21 protein-coding genes are annotated in these 20101 nt (G+C 63.8%); 14 read left to right on the forward strand and 7 right to left on the reverse strand.

Annotation, left to right across the window (positions count from 1 at the left end; translation table 11 throughout):
• Positions 1-43 precede the first annotated feature (43 nt).
• Positions 44-613 carry a NifU family protein gene (locus NKI21_RS01180; RefSeq protein ID WP_023811631.1) on the forward strand — a complete coding sequence of 190 codons (570 nt, stop codon included), beginning with the start codon at positions 44-46 and terminating at the stop codon, positions 611-613.
• A 113-nt stretch (positions 614-726) separates the two neighbouring features.
• On the opposite strand, the gene NKI21_RS01185 is transcribed toward NKI21_RS01180, so the two are convergent.
• On the reverse strand, positions 727-1344 hold the full coding sequence (locus NKI21_RS01185; protein ID WP_352439736.1) for a L,D-transpeptidase: 618 nt from the start codon (positions 1342-1344) through the stop codon (positions 727-729).
• Positions 1345-1571: 227 nt separating this feature from the next.
• Between NKI21_RS01185 and cueR the strand changes: the two genes are divergently transcribed.
• Positions 1572-1994, forward strand: coding sequence for a Cu(I)-responsive transcriptional regulator (cueR, locus tag NKI21_RS01190; protein WP_352439737.1), 423 nt, complete (start codon positions 1572-1574; stop codon positions 1992-1994).
• 58 nt (positions 1995-2052) lie between these two features.
• The gene (locus NKI21_RS01195; protein ID WP_352439738.1) at positions 2053-2484 is read left to right on the forward strand and encodes an OsmC family protein; all 432 of its coding nucleotides are present in this window, start codon (positions 2053-2055) and stop codon (positions 2482-2484) included.
• A 146-nt stretch (positions 2485-2630) separates the two neighbouring features.
• Here NKI21_RS01195 and NKI21_RS01200 read toward each other — a convergent pair whose 3' ends face one another.
• The gene (locus NKI21_RS01200; protein WP_352439739.1) at positions 2631-2849 is read right to left on the reverse strand and encodes a hypothetical protein; all 219 of its coding nucleotides are present in this window, start codon (positions 2847-2849) and stop codon (positions 2631-2633) included.
• Between the two features lie 586 nt (positions 2850-3435).
• On the opposite strand from NKI21_RS01200, the gene NKI21_RS01205 reads away from it, so the two are divergent.
• From NKI21_RS01205 to NKI21_RS01215, 3 genes are all read left to right on the forward strand, one after another.
• On the forward strand, positions 3436-3768 hold the full coding sequence (locus tag NKI21_RS01205; RefSeq protein WP_352864190.1) for an SMR family transporter: 333 nt from the start codon (positions 3436-3438) through the stop codon (positions 3766-3768).
• A gap of 326 nt (positions 3769-4094) precedes the next feature.
• Positions 4095-4283: a hypothetical protein gene (locus tag NKI21_RS01210; RefSeq protein WP_127289952.1), complete on the forward strand. Its 189-nt coding sequence runs from the start codon at positions 4095-4097 to the stop codon at positions 4281-4283.
• A 93-nt stretch (positions 4284-4376) separates the two neighbouring features.
• On the forward strand, positions 4377-4877 hold the full coding sequence (locus NKI21_RS01215) for an MmcB family DNA repair protein (protein WP_023811626.1): 501 nt from the start codon (positions 4377-4379) through the stop codon (positions 4875-4877).
• Between the two features lie 16 nt (positions 4878-4893).
• On the opposite strand, the gene nhaA is transcribed toward NKI21_RS01215, so the two are convergent.
• The 5 genes from nhaA to NKI21_RS01240 form a co-directional block, all read right to left on the reverse strand.
• Positions 4894-6102: a Na+/H+ antiporter NhaA gene (gene nhaA, locus NKI21_RS01220; RefSeq protein ID WP_023811625.1), complete on the reverse strand. Its 1209-nt coding sequence runs from the start codon at positions 6100-6102 to the stop codon at positions 4894-4896.
• Positions 6103-6165: 63 nt separating this feature from the next.
• The gene (locus tag NKI21_RS01225; protein WP_013528072.1) at positions 6166-6729 is read right to left on the reverse strand and encodes an ActR/PrrA/RegA family redox response regulator transcription factor; all 564 of its coding nucleotides are present in this window, start codon (positions 6727-6729) and stop codon (positions 6166-6168) included.
• Positions 6730-6814: 85 nt separating this feature from the next.
• A complete protein-coding gene (locus NKI21_RS01230; RefSeq protein ID WP_352439741.1) occupies positions 6815-8146 on the reverse strand; it encodes an ActS/PrrB/RegB family redox-sensitive histidine kinase in 1332 nt (443 codons plus the stop codon).
• A gap of 26 nt (positions 8147-8172) precedes the next feature.
• On the reverse strand, positions 8173-10758 hold the full coding sequence (gene hrpB / locus NKI21_RS01235) for an ATP-dependent helicase HrpB (protein ID WP_352439742.1): 2586 nt from the start codon (positions 10756-10758) through the stop codon (positions 8173-8175).
• 47 nt (positions 10759-10805) lie between these two features.
• The gene (locus tag NKI21_RS01240) at positions 10806-11696 is read right to left on the reverse strand and encodes a DMT family transporter (RefSeq protein ID WP_023811623.1); all 891 of its coding nucleotides are present in this window, start codon (positions 11694-11696) and stop codon (positions 10806-10808) included.
• A gap of 28 nt (positions 11697-11724) precedes the next feature.
• Here NKI21_RS01240 and NKI21_RS01245 point away from each other — a divergent pair, with 28 nt between their 5' ends.
• The 8 genes from NKI21_RS01245 to NKI21_RS01280 all read left to right on the forward strand — a co-directional run bounded on the left by NKI21_RS01245 (position 11725) and on the right by NKI21_RS01280 (position 20053).
• Complete coding sequence (locus NKI21_RS01245; protein WP_023811622.1) at positions 11725-12414, forward strand: PIG-L deacetylase family protein; 690 nt, start codon at positions 11725-11727, stop codon at positions 12412-12414.
• A 277-nt stretch (positions 12415-12691) separates the two neighbouring features.
• Positions 12692-14023 (forward strand): ABC transporter substrate-binding protein, encoded by a 1332-nt coding sequence (locus NKI21_RS01250; RefSeq protein ID WP_023811621.1) that lies wholly within the window; start codon positions 12692-12694, stop codon positions 14021-14023.
• Between the two features lie 112 nt (positions 14024-14135).
• Positions 14136-15083 (forward strand): carbohydrate ABC transporter permease, encoded by a 948-nt coding sequence (locus NKI21_RS01255; RefSeq protein ID WP_023811620.1) that lies wholly within the window; start codon positions 14136-14138, stop codon positions 15081-15083.
• On the forward strand, positions 15080-16030 hold the full coding sequence (locus tag NKI21_RS01260) for a carbohydrate ABC transporter permease (RefSeq protein ID WP_352439743.1): 951 nt from the start codon (positions 15080-15082) through the stop codon (positions 16028-16030). Before NKI21_RS01255 ends, NKI21_RS01260 begins: the two co-directional genes overlap by 4 nt.
• Positions 16027-16233 carry a hypothetical protein gene (locus tag NKI21_RS01265; RefSeq protein ID WP_352439744.1) on the forward strand — a complete coding sequence of 69 codons (207 nt, stop codon included), beginning with the start codon at positions 16027-16029 and terminating at the stop codon, positions 16231-16233. The genes NKI21_RS01260 and NKI21_RS01265 overlap by 4 nt, the downstream gene beginning before the upstream one ends.
• A 2-nt stretch (positions 16234-16235) precedes the next feature.
• Positions 16236-17348, forward strand: a complete 1113-nt coding sequence (locus NKI21_RS01270) for an ABC transporter ATP-binding protein (RefSeq protein ID WP_023811617.1) — start codon at positions 16236-16238, stop codon at positions 17346-17348.
• Positions 17341-18354 carry an ABC transporter ATP-binding protein gene (locus NKI21_RS01275; protein ID WP_023811616.1) on the forward strand — a complete coding sequence of 338 codons (1014 nt, stop codon included), beginning with the start codon at positions 17341-17343 and terminating at the stop codon, positions 18352-18354. The genes NKI21_RS01270 and NKI21_RS01275 overlap by 8 nt, the downstream gene beginning before the upstream one ends.
• Positions 18355-18409: 55 nt before the next feature.
• Positions 18410-20053, forward strand: coding sequence for a dihydroxyacetone kinase subunit DhaK (locus NKI21_RS01280; protein WP_023811615.1), 1644 nt, complete (start codon positions 18410-18412; stop codon positions 20051-20053).
• Positions 20054-20101: the final 48 nt, after the last annotated feature.

Genomic DNA, 20101 nt, shown 5'->3' on the forward strand with positions numbered 1-20101 from the left:
GAATTGTTCCAAACTAGATGCCCAAACGGGCACGGAGACGGCCATGTTCATCCAGACCGAATCGACGCCAAATCCGGCGACGCTGAAATTCCTGCCCGGCAAGGAAGTGCTTCTGGAAGGCACCGCCGATTTCCGCGATGCCGACAGCGCCGCCGTCGCCTCGCCGCTGGCCGGCCGGCTGTTCGAAATTCCTGGCGTCACCGGCGTTTTCTTCGGCTATGACTTCATCACCGTGACCAAGGATGGCCCCGACTGGCAGCATCTGAAGCCGGCGATCCTCGGCGCCATCATGGAGCATTTCATGTCCGGCGCGCCCGTCATGGCCAAGGCCGGCCCGGCCGCCGAGACCAGCCAGACCGGTGAGTTCTACGACAAGGCCGACGAGGAGTTGGTCATCACCATCAAGGAACTGCTCGATACACGGGTGCGCCCCGCGGTCGCCCAGGATGGCGGCGACATCACCTTCCGCGGCTTCGAGAACGGCACGGTGTTCCTGCACATGAAGGGCGCCTGCGCCGGCTGCCCGTCCTCGACGGCGACGCTGAAGCACGGCATCCAGAACCTTCTGCGCCATTTCGTGCCGGAAGTGCAGCAGGTCGAGCAGGTCTCGTAGAGACCTCCTTCTCGACGCATTAGAGGCAAACAACAAAAAACCGGGCCGAATTGCCCGGTTTTCTGCTTGGGACGTCCGTTGTTGCCTAGACGGTCCGCGTACGAAAACTGCCTCTAGAGAACGATGACCTTGGCGCCGACCGAGGCGCGGTCATAGAGGTCGATAATGTCCTGATTCATTAGGCGGATGCAGCCAGACGACATCGCCTTGCCGATCGAATTCCATTCCGGGCTGCCATGCAGGCGATAGCCCGAATCGCCGCCCTTGTTGAACAGGTACATGGCGCGCGCGCCGAGCGGGTTCTTCAGGCCCGGCTCCATGCCGCCGGCAAACTTTTCCAATTCCGGCTGGCGCTGGATCATCTGCCTCGGCGGTGTCCAGGTCGGCCATTCGCGCTTGAGCGCAATGTGGGCGGTGCCATGCCACTCGAAGCCCTCGCGGCCGACGCCGATGCCGTAGCGAATGGCCCTGCCGTCGCCCTCGATGAAGTAGAGGAACTTGTTCTGCGTATCGACTATGATCGTGCCCGGCTTTTCCGGGCTGTCGTAGTTCACTTCCTGCCGATGGTACTTCATCGGCACTTTCTCGATCGGGATGCGCGGCAGCTGATAACCGGCGTCGGTGACCGCGCCGTAATCGTTGGAGAATATCTGCGAGCCGATGGTGCTGCAACCGGCGATAGCAGTGGAGAACGCCAGTGCGGCGATGATTGCAAACGACTTCATGCGCATTAGGTGATCCGGTGCCCCGCCCAAATTCGGCGGCACGAGTCGGCCGCTCTCTCATCGTCATTCATGCTGGCATTTGCTTTGCTTGCCAAGCGCGCGATGCCTATATGCCTGCCTTGACGTACCGGTAAGCGTATCACTATGGCATTTTGGCAACAGGACTCACAGGATTGTGAAGCAAATTCAAGGGGGCCTGCTCCATGGGCTCCTGGAAATCGAGGAGAACCGTCATGAATGTCGGTGACGCCGCCCACCGCTCCGGCCTGCCGGCCAAGACTATCCGCTACTATGAAGAGATCGGCCTGATCGCCCCGGCGCGGGCCGCCAACGGCTACCGCGATTATTCCGGAGACGACATCCATCGGCTAGCCTTCCTGCGCCGCGCGCGCAATCTCGGCTTTTCCATCGACGATTGCCGCCAGTTGATGGCGCTTTACCAGGATCGCAGCCGCGCCAGCCACAACGTGCGCGAAATCGCCGCCGCCCATGTCACGGCGATCGAGGAGAAAGTGCGCGAGTTGCAGTCGATGCGCTCGACGCTGCAGAAACTGATCCATGCCTGTCACGGCGACGAAAGGCCGGATTGTCCGATCCTTGATGACATGGCGGGAGCGGCGTTGCTCAGCGACAGGGGCACCTCTGCGCCTGCATAATGACCCTACGTCGACGAGGCCCGACGCCTGGTCGACTCCTGCCGGGAGGACGTCCACAATGGTCTCGATGACCGTCGAACTGCGCAATGTTGGGGACACGCAGGCGGCCATGGGCTGGGCCGGCGGCCACACGATCATCGTCGACCGGCCCGAAGGCAAGGCCGGCGGCATGGGCCTGGGCTTCAATGGCGGCCAGCTGCTCGCCCTGGCGATCGGCGGCTGCTTCTGCAACGACCTTCGCTACGTTGCCGAGGAAATGGGCATAACGCTCAACAAGATCGCCGTGACCGTGACGCTGAATCTCGAAGGCAAGCCTTTGCTCGCGACTTCGTCAACCATGACGGTTTCCTGCACGACGCTGGACGGCTCCGACCCGGCGGAGATCATCACAAGGGCCGCGGCGATTTCCACGGTCAGCAACTCCCTGCGCCAGAGCGTGCCGGTGAGCATCGAAACGGACGCAACGGCGACCGGCTTGTCGAAGGATTGATCCCCGGGAACAGGCGCATTTGGCCGCGTGGATTGTCAGAGATCGCTAAATAGGCCCACCGCCGGCACGGCAGAGCGATTGACCCAATTTTCTTCGGCATCTGGGCGCGTCAATCTGACGCGCTATGTCTTCCCTTGTTGCAATGATCAACGATGGAGATTGGCATGGATCGGCGATTGTTTCTGACTGGAATGCTTGGGCTGGCAGGGGCTGCGACCGTCGTCGCAATCGCGCGTCCTGCCACCGCCTTGGCCGGCATCCCGAATACGGGGCCGGGCATTCTCGATGAGCTCGACAAACCGTCCGACGACATTCTCGACCCGGATGGTCCCGATGTTCAGGACGGCGTCGAGTTCGTGCGGCACCGCAGGTGGCACCGCCGCCGTCGTCGACGGGGGTGGAGGCGGGTTTGCCGTCGCTATTGGCGCCACGGTTCCTGGCGCCGCAGGTGTTTCCGCAGATCCTTCTGGATCCACTTCTGACGAGACCTGCAACGCGAAGGTCCCGGAGTCCGCCGGCGCCTTCGCTATCGCTGCAGGCTTGAACCCAATCGGTAAAAAAGGCCCGCCGCCCCTCGGCAGCGGGCAGGTCCTGGAGTGCCGGGGGATCAACCCGGCATGGGATCAACGAGCGGGTCACCGGTTGGTTGCAGGGATCGGCCCGGTAGCCTTCCTTTGGGTGGACCGCCACCGGGCCTGACCGGAGCGGGGTGTATTGGGGGAGCCCCGGCTGCTTCCAAAATATCACCTTTCACTTATATTATCTCTAGCTAATTAACAGGAGCGACGCAGCCCGGAGTGTAGCTGGGTGGGCCTCATCGGACAGGCGCGCGCCCTTGCAATCGACGAGACCCTGCGCCGCTCGCGGCGAGGCACGATCACGGGAAAGTGAACGTGACGCCATCGTAGCGTTCTGATCATTAGATGCCTCCCGCCACTGGAGGTTCATCGAATGCCAGCTTATGCCATTCTTGCCCTGGCTATTGTCGGTGAGGTCATCGCGACCAGCGCGATGAAGGCCTCGGAAGGCATCACCAGGCTTGGCCCGTCGATGTTGGTGCTGCTCGGTTACGCCACGGCGTTTTTCTTTCTGTCCCAGGTGCTGGACCGCATACCGGTCGGCGTTGCCTATGCAGTATGGGCGGGCGGCGGCATTGTTCTGGTCGCGCTGGTCGCTTGGATTGTCTACGGGCAACGGCCCGACGTGAAAGGTTTTGTCGGCATGGGCCTGATCTTGGCTGGAGTGCTGGTTTTAAACCTGCTGTCCAAAACGGGCGTTCATTGAGGTCCGACAACTACACGATCGCCTACATAAAGGCGGTTATATATTTGACAGGCCTAACGCCAAAATGGCCGGCGCAGGTTGCCGGATGAATGATGATCCGCGCCGGCCACTGCGGCTTCTTTGAGGGGTTGCCGCCTGCCGGGAGCTAGAGCGCGCGAATTGGCCGGCAATTGAGGCCCAGCCGCTTGGTTAAAAACGTACAGTGAATCCTTATTGAAGCCACCTCACAGCGTATTAAAATCCCAAGGTCACCGGCTACGGGTTAACGGCGCACCGGTGATTGAGAGTAACGCTAAGCTCCCGCCCTTATGGATGGGAGGTTGGCCATGTCTCAGTTCGATAGCTCGGTATCGGCTTTTGACTGCGATATTTTGCGCAGCGCGTTCATAAAAATCGTCATCCAGAAGAACATTCCAGAGGACAAATGGCGGGCCGAGGCCGAGCTTTTGATCCGGGAGTATACGGATAGCGACGACATTGAGCCCGGTTTAGCGGAATGGATCGCGCGGAAGTAGCCCGCGATGAAAGAGTGGAAGCCCGACGATTACCTGAAAGCGCCCACATAAAACAGGTTCAAACCGTGAACAGAATCTGGCATGGTGCCTGGCATGCCGATCATCTCCCCCATCCCCATCAATCCTCTCATCGACGGCCGCCAGTCCGAACGCGCCATGCTGGTGCGGCGCGGCGTACAGCGGCTGCTCATGGATATGGGCGCACATGTGTTGCCCGAGCTGTCGCTGGCCACGGGCCGCCGCGCCGACCTCGTCGCGCTGACCCGGCAGGGCGATATCTGGATAATCGAGATCAAATCCTCGATCGAGGATTTCAGGGTCGACCGCAAATGGCCCGACTACCGGCTGCATTCCGACCGCTTCTTCTTCGCCACCCATCCCGGCGTGCCCTCGGAAATCTTTCCGCAGGAATGCGGCTTCATCCTTTCCGACGGCTATGGCGCCGAGATCCTGCGCGATGCGCCCGAGCACCGCATGGCAGCGGCAACGCGCAAGGCGCTGATGCTGCGGGTCGCGCGGGCCGGCGCTTCGCGGCTGCTGGCGGCAGAGCTTGCCGGCGTGTCGGTGCCGGCGCTGGAGGGTGAGAGCGAGTAACGGCCCGTCCTTCAGTCTATGACCGGCTCTGCTCTTCATCGTCCTCCACGCCACCCTTGGCGGGCGCCATGAGCAGCACGGCAGCACCCAGAATGGCGGCGATGAAGGAGCCGGCGAGGATGCCGACCTTGACCGCGTCCTGCAGCGCCACGTCGCCGGCGAAGGCGAGCAGGCCGATGAACAGGCTCATGGTGAAGCCGATGCCGCACAGCAGCGATATGCCGATCATGTGCGTCCAGCCGGCATTGGCGGGCAGGTCGGCAAGACCGAGCCGGATCGCAAGTGCCGAGGAGCCGAACACGCCGACCAGCTTGCCAACCACCAGGCCGGCGGCGACACCCAGCGTCAACGGCTCGATCAGCGCACTGACGCTGAGGCCGGCCAGCGAAACGCCGGCATTGGCAAAGCCGAAGATCGGGATGACGACGAAGGCCACAATCTTGTGCAGGCCGTGCTCGAGCCGGTGCAGCGGCGAATGGTCGAGATCGTGGCCGATGCCGGCGGAGCGCTCAAGCGGGATGGTCAGCGCCAGCGCCACGCCGGCGAGCGTGGCATGGACGCCGGATTTCAGCACCAGCATCCACAAGATGACGCCGAGCACGAGATAGGGAACCAGCGTCATCACCCGCATGCGGTTGAGCACGACAAGCGCGGCAATGACGGCGAAGGCAGCACCCAGATAAGCCAGCGACAGGCCGCTGGTGTAGAAGATGGCGATGATGATGACGGCACCGAGGTCGTCGATGATCGCCAGTGCTGTGAGGAACACCTTCAGCGAAGCCGGCACGCGGCTGCCGAGCAGCGACAGCACGCCGAGCGCGAAAGCGATGTCGGTGGCGGTCGGGATCGCCCAGCCGGACAGGGCGGCCGCATTGTCGCGGTTGACGGCCACATAGACGAGTGCGGGAACCACCATGCCGCCGGCGGCTGCAATGCCGGGCAGCACGCGCCGGGGCCAGGTGGAGAGCTGGCCGTCCAGCATCTCGCGCTTGATCTCCAGTCCGACGAGCAGGAAGAACACCGCCATCAGCCCATCATTGACCCAATGCGAGACGCTGAGCGGGCCGAGATAGGCGTGGAGCGCGGAGAAATAGGTTTCGGCGAGCGGCGAATTGGCGACGATCAGGGCCAGTGCCGCCGCCACCATCAGGATGATGCCGCCAGCCGCTTCACTATCGAGGAATTCGCGGAAGACGGAAACCGGCCGATGCTTCAAGTCCTGCATGTCGCCTCCGTCATGCCGTCTGTTTTGGCGGGCTTCGATCCCGCAAGATGGCAAACGGCGGCCTTAACGCGGCGCCCGCTTGGCCAGTATGCGCTGCAAGGTGCGTCGGTGCATGTTGAGCCGGCGCGCTGTCTCGGAGACGTTGCGCTCGCACATCTCATAGACGCGCTGGATATGCTCCCATCGAACGCGGTCGGCTGACATCGGGTTTTCCGGCGGCGCCGCGCGCTCGCCGGCGGTGCGGGTGAGTGCCGCGAAGATATCATCGGCGTCGGCGGGCTTGGAGAGATAATCGACCGCACCGAGCTTCACCGCGGTCACCGCGGTGGCGATGTTGCCGTAGCCGGTCAGGATGATGGTGCGGGAATCCTCGCGCTTTTCGCGGATGGCCGCGACCACGTCGAGGCCGTTGCCGTCGCCAAGCCGCATGTCGACCACGGCGTAGGCGGGTGGATTGGCGCGCGCTTTGGCAACCGCCTCCTCGACGCTCTCGGCCGTCTCGACCACGAAGCCCCTGGCTTCCATGGCGCGGGCCAGACGCGTGAGGAACGGCTTGTCGTCATCGACGACAAGCAGCGAGGTGTCCTCGCCTTCAACCATTGCGCCAATATTCTCGTCGCCTGTCATAGTCTCAAAATTCCTGCTGCCTTAATTTTACGCAAATATAGTTCCTGAGCCTCCTTGTCCAATTTTTAGAGGTCCTTCAAGGCTCTCAGGCGGTGTCGAACATGCTGGCCGAAGTGATTTCCGGATTGAGGAACACACCACGAGGCCACGATATCTGTACCATGGCGCCCTCGCCCAGGCCGCTCGAATTGCGGAAATCGAGCACGGCACCAGAGCGTTCGAGCAGGGTCTTGGCGATGAACAGGCCGAGGCCCAGACCGCCGCCGGCTTCATTGCCCTGGCGCGTCGACATATAGGGCTCGCCGATGCGGTCGATGATCTCGGCCGGAAAGCCGGGCCCGTCATCGATGATCGAGAAGGTGACGGTGGCCTCGTCCCAGCTCCAGCGCACGGTGACGCTCTTGCGGGCGAAATCGACGGCGTTCTCGACCAGATTGCCGAGGCCGTAGATGACGCCAGGATTGCGGCGCCCGACCGGCTCGGGGCCGATGCGTTCGCCGGGCCGAAGTTTGATCGAGATGCCGAAGTCGCGGTGCGGGGCGGTGACTTCCTCGACCAGTGAGGTCAATGGCAGCCGCGAAAGATGCGCTTCACCCTCGGACGACAGGCTGGTCAGCCGCTTGAGAATCTCGCGGCAACGCTCGCTCTGCGAACGCAACAGCGTCACGTCTTCCCCGTATTTCGGATCCTTGCCGAGCGCCTTTTCCATCTCCTTGGCGACAAGCGCGATGGTGGCGAGCGGCGTGCCGAGCTCGTGCGCGGCCGCGGCGGCCAGCCCGTCGAGTGCCGAAAGGTGCTGCTCGCGCTGCAGCACCAGCTCGGTTGCGGCGAGCGCATTGGCCAGAAGCCGGGCTTCGGCGGCCACCCGGAAGGCGTATATGGCGGTGAAGGCGATCGAGGACAGCACCGCCATCCACATGCCGGCGACATAGAGAAAAGGCATCGCCAGCGGCGCGTCCTCATGCCAGGGCAGCGGCAGACGGACAAAGACCAGAAAGGTCGCCGCCGACATGACCAGCCCGCCGAGGATGGCGGTCAGGCGCAGGGGCAGCGATGTCGCCGAAATGACGACAGGCACGGTCATCAGCAGCGAGAACGGATTGGTGAGGCCGCCGGTCATGTAGAGCAGGCCGGCAAGCTGCAGGCTGTCGAAGATGAGGATGCCGAAGGCCGCAAGCGGCGTGAGCCGGTGCGCCGCCGGAAAGCGAAAGGCGAGAAACAGGTTCATCCAGGCCGAACAGGCGATCAGGGCAAAGCAGAGGCTGACCGGCAGCGGAAACTTCAGCCCATAGGCGACGACGAGCACCGTCAGGCTCTGCCCGACAATGGCAAGCCAGCGCAACCGGATCAGCGTGTTGAGGCGCAGTCTCTGGCTCTGCTGGAAATCGGGCGAACGCAAAACGTTGATCATGGCCATGAATTACAGCCGTAGGACCAGGAACGCTAGGTCCCGCGCGGTTTGGCGCGGGCGGTGGCGGCGGCGAGCAGCGGGTTTTCCGGCCAGACATGCTTGGGATAGCGGCCGCGCATGTCGGCGCGCACATCGGCCCAGGAGCCGCGCCAGAAGCCGGGCAGGTCGCGCGTCGTCTGGATTGGCCGGTGCGCCGGCGACAGGAGTTCGAGCGTCAGCGGCACGGCGCCATTGGCGATCGAAGGATGGCGGTCGAGGCCGAACAGCTCCTGCACGCGAACCGCCAGCACCGGCCATTCGCCGTCATAGCGGATCGGCACATGGCTGCCCGACGGGGCATCGAAATGGGTCGGCGCCAGCGTATCGATCCTGCGCTGCAGATCATGCGGCACGAGGCTGGTCAGTCCGGCCGAGACAACGCCCGCATCGATGGCGGCAAACGATGCCGCGCCGGCGAGGTAAGGCAGCAGCCAGTCGTCGAGGCGCTCGATGAGGGCGGCATCCGCCATGTCGGGCCAGGGCGCGCCAAGGCCGCGATGCAGCCAGCCAAGCCGCTGGCGCAGCGTTTGCGCCTCCTTGCTCCAATTCAGCAGCGACAGCCCGTGCTGGCGCACCGCATCGAGGACGGCGCGATCAGCGTCAGCACCGATTGGCGGCGGCAGCATGCGCTCGGCAAGCGTGATGGCGCCAAGGCGCACTGTTTCGCGGACGCGCACGGCGCGCTTGTCGCGGTCGAAGCTCGTTTCACGGCGGACCTCGATCCTGTCCGCCAGCGCAGCGCGGACATCGTCCTCGCCGATCGCCGCCGCCGCCGTGATGCGCGCATTCTGTGCCTTGCCCTGCAAGTCGGCGACGACCAAAAACGGCTCGCCCGCCAGCGGATCGGCGGCGTCGAGCACGGCGCCAGAGCCGTTGGCCAGCACGAAACGGCCACGCTCGCCACGCGCCTTCGCCACCCGATCCGGCCAGGCGTGAACGAGCAGGGAACCGGCTGACTTACCCTCCCCCTTGTGGAGAGGGTCGGCGAGCGCGCCTTGCGCAGCAAGGCGAGGGAGACGGGGTGGGGGTGCAGCGCTCGGCCTACCCCCACCCCGCTCCGCTTCGCGGATCGACCCTCCCCACAAGGGGGAGGGTGAAGAGGTGCCGGCCTGCCGCGCCAGCCGTTCGGCGAGCTGCTTGGCGGCGGTAGCGCGCGGAGATCTTTCCCCACGAAAGCGCATCAGCCGTCGCTCCAGATCGGCGCCGTCGCCACCAAGACCGCGTTCGGTGAGCAGCACCGCAAGCATCGCCGCCTCGAAGGCATGGCCGCTGCCGGCTGCCTCGGCAACCATGTGCGCCAACCGCACCGGCAGAGCGAGCTTGCGCATCGCTGCACCCGCCTCCGTCAGGCGGCCCGTCTCGTCGATGGCATCCAGCGCGCGCAGCAGTGCCCTTGCCTCACTAAGGGCCGGAACAGGCGGCGGATCGAGAAAGGCGAGCCCTGCCGGATCGGCAACGCCAAAGGCAGCGCAATCGAGCAGCAGTCCGGACAGATCGGCCTCGAGGATTTCCGGCGGCGTGAAAGTGGGAAGTGCAGCCGTCTGCTCGGCCCGCCACAGCCGGATGGCGACGCCAGCCTGCGTGCGCCCGGCACGGCCGGCGCGCTGGTCGGCGGAAGCCTTGCTGACACGCACGGTTTCCAGCCGGGTGAGGCCGCTGGCCGGCTCATAGCGCGGCAGGCGCGACAGGCCGGAATCGATGACGACGCGCACACCGTCGATGGTGATCGAGGTTTCGGCGATCGAGGTGGCCAGCACCACCTTGCGGCGGCCTGAAGGCGCCGGCTTGATCGCGGCGTCCTGCGCCTTGCCGTCGAGCATGCCGTAGAGCGGCACGATGTCGGTTTCAGTGCCGACCTTGCCGGCCAGCCGCTCGGCGGTTCGCTCGATCTCGCGTTGGCCGGGCAGGAAGGCAAGCACGCTGCCGATCTCGTCGGCAAGGGCTGTGCGGATCGCCTTGGCCATCGCGTCCTCGATGGCAATGCCGGTAGGGCGCTCGTCGTAGCGGATGTCGACAGGAAAGGCGCGCCCCTCGCTCTCGATCACCGGCGCACCCGACAGCAGTTTCGCGACCCGCGCGCCGTCGAGCGTTGCCGACATCACAGCCAAGCGCAGGTCCGGCCGCAGCGCACCCTGCACGTCGAGCGCCAGTGCGAGCCCAAAATCGCCATCGAGCGAACGCTCGTGGAATTCGTCGAAAATGACAGCCGAAACGCCGGGCAATTCGGGATCGTCGAGGATCATGCGCGCCAGCACGCCTTCGGTGACGACTACGATCCTGGTCTTTGCCGAAATGCGGTTTTCCATGCGCATGGCATAGCCGACGGTGGCGCCAGGTTCCTCACCAAGCAATTCAGCCATCCGGCGGGCGGCGGCGCGGGCGGCGAGGCGGCGCGGTTCAAGCAGGATGATCTTGCCGGCGCCGAGCCAAGGCGCGTCAAGCAGCGCCAGCGGCACCAGCGTCGTCTTGCCGGCGCCCGGCGGCGCCACCAGCACGGCGCTGTTGCCATGGCCGAGCGCTTCCCTCAGCGCCGGCAGCACGGCAGATACAGGAAGCTCCGGCAGGGGTTTTGTGGTCATGGCGCCCGCATATCAGCGGTTGTGGCCACGGCGCAACCAGAGACGGTTCAAAGCCGGGTGCGCGAAAACGGGTTCCAGCGCACGGTGCCCAGCCGCGCTTCCTCCCGCACCATGGTCAACAGGCCGGCGCCGCCAACGACCGCCAGACCAACCAGCGACAGCCCGTCCGGATATTCCTGGAAGAACAACGCGCCGAGGACCACCGCCCAGGCGATCTGCGAATAATGCGTCGGCGCAACGCGGTTGGCGGGCGCGTATTTCATGGCCAGCAGTTGAAGGAATTGTCCACCTGCGGTGAAGGCTCCGGCCATTGCCAGCCACAGCAACTGCTTTCCGCTGGGAACAGTGAAGGCGGTGGCGGCGGCACCGATGCCGTTGAACAGCAGGCCGCAACCGACCAGCACGCCGAGCATGGTGGTGCGCTTTTCCTGCTGCGCCAGCGAGCGCATCAGGATGACGCTGATGGCGGCGAGGAAGGCAACGCCGAAGGCGGCAAGATGGCCGAGATTGAGCTCGCGAAAGCCAGGCCGCACCACCAGCATGACACCGGCAAAACCGGCGACCACCGCCAGCCAGCGCCAGGGGCCGACCTTCTCCTTGAGGATCACCGTGGAGAGGATGGTGACGCAGAGCGGCGCCAGGAAGATCAGCGCATAGGACTCGGCCAGCGGAATGGTGGTGAAGGCGTAGACGCTGAGCACGCCGGAAGCGATACCCGCCCAGGCGCGCGCCTGCACCGCCCATGGCCTTTTGGTGCGCCAGAAATCGCGCCAGCGTTCGCCCGCAGGTCGCGTGAAGAATAGGAAGAAGCCCGCGAACAAGGTTATGAAAAAGCCGATCTCGAAGATCGTGAGCTGACCGCCCAGGCTTTTGACAACGGCATCGCTGCCCGAATAGCTTGCGTAGGCGATCAGGGCGAGCAGGATTCCGTTCGTCACGTTGTTCCAGTTCCGGGGAGAGAGTGATTTGAAAATCCTAGCGCTCGGTGCGCATCCGGACGACATCGAGATCTTCATGTTCGGTACGATGGCCGCCTATGCCGCGCAAGGCGCAGAGCTCACTTTTGCCATGGCCACGGATGGTGCCAGGGGCGGCACGAGTGATCCCGCTGTTCTCGCTCGTGTCCGTCGCGATGAAGCAACGGCCGCGGCTGCGCTGGTAGGCGCAATGCCACGCTTCCTCGACTTCCCGGACGGCGAGTTGGTGGCCGATGCAGCGCTGATCGGAGCTCTGAAAGCACTGATTGGTCAAACCGGCCCGGATCTGGTGATCACGCATGCGCCCAACGACTATCACGCCGACCATCGCGCGCTGTCGGACGGCGTGCGCATCGCGGCGTCTTTCGCCGTCCCGGTGCTGCATGCCGACACGATGGGCGGCACCGGTTTTTCGCCGACGCACTACGTCGACATTTCCGGGTATGCCGACGTCAAAGCTGAGGCGATCCGAATGCATCAGTCGCAGGATCCCGACCGCTTCGTCGACATCGCGCGGACACAGAACGCCTTTCGCGCCGGCCAGTGCAACAGCGCGCAAGGCTCATCGGCCGAAGCGTTCCGTTTCGAACCGTCGTTCCCGTTCGCCGATATCCGCGCGCTGCTGCCACCGGCGCCGCCAATCCGCAAGGTGATGGTGAGCACCAGAAGGGTGGATTGAAAACCGAGGCTGCCCCACGTCCTGGTCAGAATCGGCCTGAAGAGCTTCGGTAGGCCGACCAGCGACCCGCGCTTTTCCCAAGGTTTTCAGACATCGCCATAAGCATGCTGCGGCGCAGCAACGAATTCGCTTGCCTTGTTTAGTAAAAATTGCATCACTAAACAAATTACTAAACATCCGCAGCGTGACCGCGCCGCCATGTTTGGGCCCCTGAGGAGAGGGGTTGAGGGCTTTTTGAAACCGTCATCCGGGCGCGTTTCGCAAATGGGAGGAAGTCATGAAATCGAGCTTGAAACTGGCGTTGGGACTGACCTCGGCGATCACAGCGTCGACAGCCGTCTCGAATGTCGCGCACGCTGAAGACCTGACGCTGTGCTGGGCCGCCTGGGACCCGGCCAACGCGCTTGTCGAACTGTCCAAGGATTTTACCAAGGAAACCGGCATCGGCATGAAATTCGAGTTCGTGCCGTGGACCAATTATGCAGACCGTTTCCTCAACGAGCTGAATTCGCACGGCAAATTGTGCGACCTGATCATCGGCGACAGCCAGTGGATCGGCGGTTCGGCCGAGAACGGCCACTATGTCAAGCTGAACGACTTCTTCGACAAGGAGAAGATCAGCATGGACGACTTCGTGCCGGCAACCGTCGTCGGCTATTCGGAATGGCCGAAGAACACGCCGAACTACTGGGCGCTGCCAGCCATGGGCGACGTCGTCGGCTGGACCTATCGCAAGGACTGGTTCTCCAAGCCGGAGCTGCAGAAGGAATTCAAGGAGAAGTACGGCTGGGATCTCGGTCCGCCGACCACCTTCGACCAGTTGAAGCAGGTCGCCGAGTTCTTCCAGAAGCGCGAGATCGACGGCAAGACCGTCTACGGCGCCTCGATCTATACCGAGCGCGGCTCGGAAGGCATCACCATGGGCGCCATGGACGTGCTCTACAGCTATGGCTTCCAGTACGAAAACCCCAAGAAGCCCTACGAAATGGAAGGCTTCGTCAACTCCGACAAGTCGGTGAAGGGCCTGGAGTTCTACAAGGCGCTCTATGATTGCTGCACGCCGCCTGGTGCCTCGAACAGCTATATGGGCGAAGGCGTCGATGCCTTCAAATCCGGCCAGGTGGCGATGCACATGAACTTCGCCTTCACATGGCCGGGCCTGCAGAAGGACGAGAATGTCGGCGGCGACAAGATCGGCTACTTCGTCAACCCGAAGGGTCCCGACGGTGAGCAGTTCGCCCAGCTCGGCGGCCAGGGCATCTCGGTAGTGTCCTATTCCGACAAGCAGGAGGCGGCGCTGAAATACATCAAGTGGTTCGCCAACAAGGACGTGCAGGCCAAATGGTGGTCCCTCGGCGGCTATTCCTGCCTCAACGCGGTGGTCAAGGATCCGAAGTTCCCGGCCAGCCAGCCCTACGCGCAGACCTTCCTCGACTCGATGGCCATCGTGAAGGACTTCTGGGCCGAGCCGAGCTACGCACCGCTGCTGCAGGCTTCGCAGAAACGCTTCCATGACTATGTCGTGGCCGGCCAGGGCTCGGCCAAGGATGCGCTCGACGGCCTGGTCAAGGACTGGACGCAGGTCTTCCAGGACGACGGCAAGATGTAACCCCGGCTCCTCCCGAGCTAGGGCCCTTGCGTCCCGTGCCGCCCTTGGCACGGGACGCAGTTCAGATAAATTCCATGACAGAGACGACCAAGTGACCGAAGCAGGACTCACCATGCTCAATCGGACTGCGGAGAACGTTGCCCGGGCGACCCCGGAACCGTTGGCCGGCAAGGTCCGGGGCATCAGCGACAAGGGCCTCGCCTGGCTGTTCATCTCGCCGACAATCCTGTTGCTGCTGGCCATCAACATCTTTCCGCTGTTCTGGGCGATCTATCTGTCGTTCACCAACTACCGGGCCAACCGGCCGAACGAGGTGGTGAAGAATCTCGGCTTCGCCAACTACCAGCGCATCCTCGGCGACAAGGATATCTGGATCGCCATGCAGACGACGGCGCATTTCGTGTTCTGGACCATCCTGTTGCAGACGCTGATCGGCTTCACGCTGGCCTGGCTGATCGACAGGAAGTTTCGCGGCCATGCCTTCTGGACGACGCTGATCCTGGTGCCGATGATGCTGTCGCCGGCGGTGGTCGGCAATTTCTGGCGCTTCCTCTACGAGCCGCAGATCGGCCTGTTCGCCTACGCCATCTCCTTCGTCACGAGGATCCCGCCAACCGATATCCAGATGCTCTCCAACGTGTCGCTGGCGCCGTGGTCGATCATCATCGTCGACACGTGGATGTGGACGCCCTACGTGATGCTGATCTGCCTCGCCGGCTTACGCTCGATCCCCGAATACATCTACGAGGCGGCCGAGGTCGACCGCGCCTCCAACTGGCGGCAGTTCTGGTCGATCACGCTGCCGATGGCGCTGCCCTTCATCATGCTGGCGGTGCTGTTTCGCGGCATCGAGAACTTCAAGATGTTCGACATGGTCAACCTCTTGACCGGCGGTGGGCCGGGCTCGACCACCGAGGTCGCCTCGATCACGCTGAAGCGGCAGGCTTTTGAGAGCTGGCGCACCGGCTACTCCTCGGCCTTCGCCATCATCCTGTTCGTCGCGGTGTTCGGGCTGGCCAACATCTACGTCAAGGCGCTCAACAAGGTGAAGCAGAGATGAGCCTGACCACTGCCCACTCGGTCGTCGCACCGTCCACGAATTCGAAGCGCATCGCCGGCACGATCATCGTGCTCTACGCGCTGATCTCGATCGTGCCGCTGCTGTGGATCTTCGCCACCAGCTTCAAGACGCCGCCGGATTCGATCGCCTATCCGCCCAAGATCCTGTTCCAGCCCAGCCTCGAAGGCTACTGCAATCTGTTCACGACGCGGACGCGGCAGACGCCGGAATACATCAACTCGCTGGGTCCCGCGACGGGCTTCTGCGACGAGACCGCGCGCAAGCGCAACATGGTGATCGCCGGCCCGTCCAACTTCCTGCCGCGCTTCGTCAATTCGCTGATCATCGCCTTCGGTTCGACCTTCTGCGCCGTGTTCCTCGGCACGCTGTCTGCCTATGGCTTCTCGCGCTTCAAGGTGCCGCTCGCCGACGACCTTTTGTTCTTCATCCTGTCGACGCGCTTCATGCCGCCGATCGCTGTCGCCATTCCGATCTACCTGATGTACCGCGAGCTTGGCTTGTCGGACACGGCGCTCGGCATGATCCTGCTCTACACGGCAGTCAATGTGTCGCTGGCTGTATGGCTGCTGAAAGGCTTCATCGATGAGATCCCGCGCGAATATGAGGAGGCGGCGATGATCGACGGCTATACGCGGCTGCAGGCCTTCTGGCGCACAGTGCTGCCGCAGGCGACGACCGGCATTGCCGCGACCGCCATCTTCTGCCTGATCTTCGCCTGGAACGAGTATGCGTTCGCGGCACTCCTGACTTCCGGCACCGCGCAGACTGCGCCGCCCTTCATCCCAACCATCATCGGCGAAGGCGGCCAGGACTGGCCGGCGGTAGCGGCCGGCACGACGATCTTCCTGGTGCCGATCCTGGTCTTCACCATCCTGCTTCGCAAACAATTGCTGCGCGGCATCACCTTCGGCGCGGTGCGCAAATGAGCCTGACCAAGCCTGATAAACGCAAATCGCGCTGGCCGGTCTGGGCACGGCGCGGGCTGATGGAAAACATCGCGACGGCGCTGATCGCCATCGGCTTCCTGATGCTATTCCAGCCCTTCGTGCTGTCGCTCTACACCTACTCCTTCATCACCATGCTCGCCGGCACCGTGATGTTCATCATCGTCTCGAAATTCCCGGAATAATCATGGCCGAAATCCGCGTCCAGCACCTGAGAAAGGCCTTCGGCGATTTCGTCGCCGTGCAGGATTCCAACTTCGTTGTCGAGGATGGCGAGTTCTTCGTCATGCTCGGCCCGTCCGGCTGCGGCAAGACGACGACCTTGCGCATGATCGCGGGACTCGAATTGCCGACCGGCGGCCAGATCCTGCTCGGCGGCGACGACGTCACCATGCTGCGGGCCCGCGAGCGCGACATCGCCTTCGTCTTTCAGCTCTTCGCGCTCTATCCGCACATGAATGTGCGCAAGAACATCGGCTTCCCGCTCCTGGCGCAAGGCATGCCTTCGGCCGAAATCCGCACCCGTGTCGAGGAGACGGCGAAGCTGCTGCGCATCGACCATCTGCTCAACAAATCCGTCTCCGGCCTGGCCGGCGGCGACCGCCAGCGCGTCGCGCTCGGCCGCGCCATCGTGCGGCGGCCAAAATGCTTCCTGATGGATGAGCCGCTCGGCACGCTCGACACCGAATTCCGCGATCTGATGGTCCGCGAGCTGCGCGAGCTGCACAACCGCATCCACGCCACGACGGTCTATGTCACGCACGACCAGATGGAAGCGATGTCGATGGCCGACAAGATCGCGGTGATGAACCATGGTGTCATCGAACAATTCGGAAGCCCACGCGAAATCTACGACCGCCCGGCGACCATGTTCGTCGCCGACTTCATCGGCTCGCCGCCGATGAACTTTCTGGGATTTGGCGGCGGACTCGCCAAGGGCGCCAGGGAGATCATCGTGCAAGGTGCAAAGGTGGCGGTGCCGGAGGTGCGCGAGGACATCGCACCGAGCGACATGGCGCTCGGCATCCGCCCGGAGCACATACGCTTCGACGACGCCTCCAAGCTGCGTGGCGCCATCTATGGCACCGAATATCTCGGCACCACGCAGATCGTCGCGGTGGAGACGGCGGACGGCATCATCAAGGCGCGCGTGCCGGCTGAAATCCGGCTCTCGACCGGCGATCATGTCGGCCTGACGCTGAGCAGCGCGCGGCTGTCGCTGTTCGAGAAGGGGTCCGGCCGCGCGGTGAGAACCGCGATCCACGATGTCGCCTCGGAGCGGAGGGCCCAGCATGGCTGAGGTGCACATCAAGAACGTGACCAAGAGTTTCGGCGACCATGTCGCCGTCGACGGCCTCGACCTGCACATAGCAGATGGTGAATTCGTCGTGCTGCTCGGGCCGACCGGGGCCGGCAAGACAACGACGCTGCGGCTCATCGCCGGGTTGGAACGGCCGGATACCGGCACGATCGAGATCGGCGGACACAATGCCACGACACTGTCGCCGGCGGAGCGCGACACGGCTTTTGTGTTCCAACAATATTCGCTCTATCCGCATCTGTCGGTGTTCGACAATCTCGCCTTCCCGCTGCGCTCACCGGCCCGAAAGATGCCGGAAGAGCAGATCCGCCGCCGGGTCGAGGAGGTGGCCAGGATGGTGCGCATCCATCACAAGCTCGCCAATCGCTCGACCAAGCTTTCGGGCGGCGAAATGCAGCGCGTTGCCATCGGCCGGGCGCTGGTGCGCAAGCCCTCGATCTACCTGATGGACGAGCCGCTGTCGTCGCTCGATGCCAAGCTGCGCGGCGATCTCAGGCTCGAGCTGAAGCGCATCCAGACCGAACTCGGCGCCACCATGCTTTATGTCACGCATGATCAGATCGAGGCGATGACCATGGCCGACCGTATCGGCATCCTTGCCGATGGCGTGCTGGTGCAGATCGGTTCGCCGCGCACCATCTATTCCGAGCCGGCAAACCTGCATGTCGCGGCAAGGCTCGGCCAGCCGGCGATCAATCTTCTGCCAACCGGACTGCTGCCTGACGGCGGCGCACCGGCCGGGACCAAGACGATCGGCGCGCGCACCGAACATCTTTCGATCGCGAAGGCCGCGAATGGTCACGCCGACGGCGTTGTCGACTGGGTGGAGCATCTCGGTGATCAGAACCATTTGCATGTGACGGTAGGGACCAAGAAACTGGTGACGCTGACCGATCCCGACACGGATCTGGCGCAGGGCGACAGAGTGGTGATCCGCTACCGGGCGCCGCTGTATTTCGACGCCGATGGACAGCGATTGATGTGAGCGGTTTTCGGTGATTCAGCACCGGTTTTGACTTTGCCAGTACGGGACGAATTCGATGAAGCACTTTTTCAATCGCAGGGAAACGATCGTCACCGAGGCGCTCGACGGCCTGTTACGGACCATTGGCTCCGGCGATCTCGCGCGCCTCGACGGCTATCCCGAGATCAAGGTCATCCTGCGCACCGACTGGGACAGGACGAAAGTCAGCGTCGTCTCCGGCGGCGGGGCCGGGCACGAACCGTCCCATGCCGGCTTCGTCGGCAAGGGCATGCTGACGGCGGCGGTTTCGGGCGAGATCTTTGCCTCGCCAAGCGTCGAGGCGGTGCTGGCAGCGATTCGCGCGGTCACCGGTTCGGCCGGCTGCCTGCTGATCGTCAAGAACTACACCGGCGACCGTCTCAATTTCGGCCTCGCGGCAGAGAAGGCGCGCGCCGAGGGTTTTGCCGTCGAGATGGTGATCGTCGCCGACGACATCGCGCTGCCCGACATTGCCCAGCCGCGCGGCGTTGCCGGCACCTTGTTCGTCCACAAGATATCAGGCCACCTGTCGGAGACCGGGCACGATCTTGCCGATATAGCGGCTGTCGCGCGAGCGGCAGCGAAGGACGTTGTTTCGCTCGGCATGTCGCTGTCGTCCTGCTCGATTCCCGGCCAGCCGCACGAAGACAGGTTCGGCGAGAACGATGGCGAGCTCGGCCTCGGCATCCATGGCGAGCCGGGCGTCGAGCGGATTGCGGTGCAGAGCGCCGACAGGCTGGTGGCGATCATGGCGGCGCGCCTAGCGGCACGGCTTGATCCCAAGGCCGGCCACGCCTTGCTGATCAATAATCTCGGTTCGGTGCCGCCGCTCGAAATGTCCGTTATCGCCAACGCAGTGCTTGCCTCGCCGCTGGCCAAAACCATCAAGCTGGCGATCGGCCCGGGCCCGCTGATGACGGCGCTCAACATGAACGGCTTCTCGCTGTCGCTGATCCGGCTCGACCCCGCGCGCGAGACGGCCTTGCAGGCGCCGGTCGGTCCGCACGCCTGGATGCCGGCAAAGCCGGTTGTGCCGCCTGCCGTGGTGCCGATGGCGAAAGCGGCCGGACAGAGCGCGGCACGCAAGCCCAGCCAGGATGCACGGACCCGCTCTCTTCTCGTCACCATCTGCGAACGACTGATCGCGCTGGAAACCACGTTGAACGGGCTCGACGCCAAGGCGGGCGACGGCGACACGGGCTCGACGGTGGCGACCGGCGCGCGCAGCATCCTCGAGCGGCTTGATGCGCTGCCGCTTGCCGAGCCGGCGGCGACCCTTGGCGCGATGGGCGACATTCTGAGCGCCTCGATGGGCGGCTCCAGCGGCGTGCTGCTGTCGATCTTCTTCACGGCGGCGGCGCAGGCTCTGGATAGCGGCGCGAGCTTGGCCAAGGCGCTGCTTGCCGGCCTTGAGCGGATGACCTTTTATGGCGGCGCAAGGATGGGGGATCGTACAATGGTCGATGCCCTGGAGCCTGCCCTCAGAGCGCTCGATGCCAAGAGCCTGGACGAAGCGGCTATCGCGGCTCGCCATGGTGCCGAGGCCACCGCTGCCATGGACAGGGCAAAATCCGGGCGGTCCGCCTATGTCGGCAGCAAGCTGCAAGGCGTGGCCGACCCCGGCGCCTATGCAGTGGCCGAGGTTTTCGCGGCGGCGGCCGCGCTCCACGAAGCGGCCTGATTCATGCTCCAGTTGTCGAATGAGCGTTCTTTCGATACTGCGGGTGAC

Source organism: Mesorhizobium sp. M0715 (assembly GCF_040320355.1).
Taxonomy (GTDB): Bacteria; Pseudomonadota; Alphaproteobacteria; order Rhizobiales; family Rhizobiaceae; genus Mesorhizobium.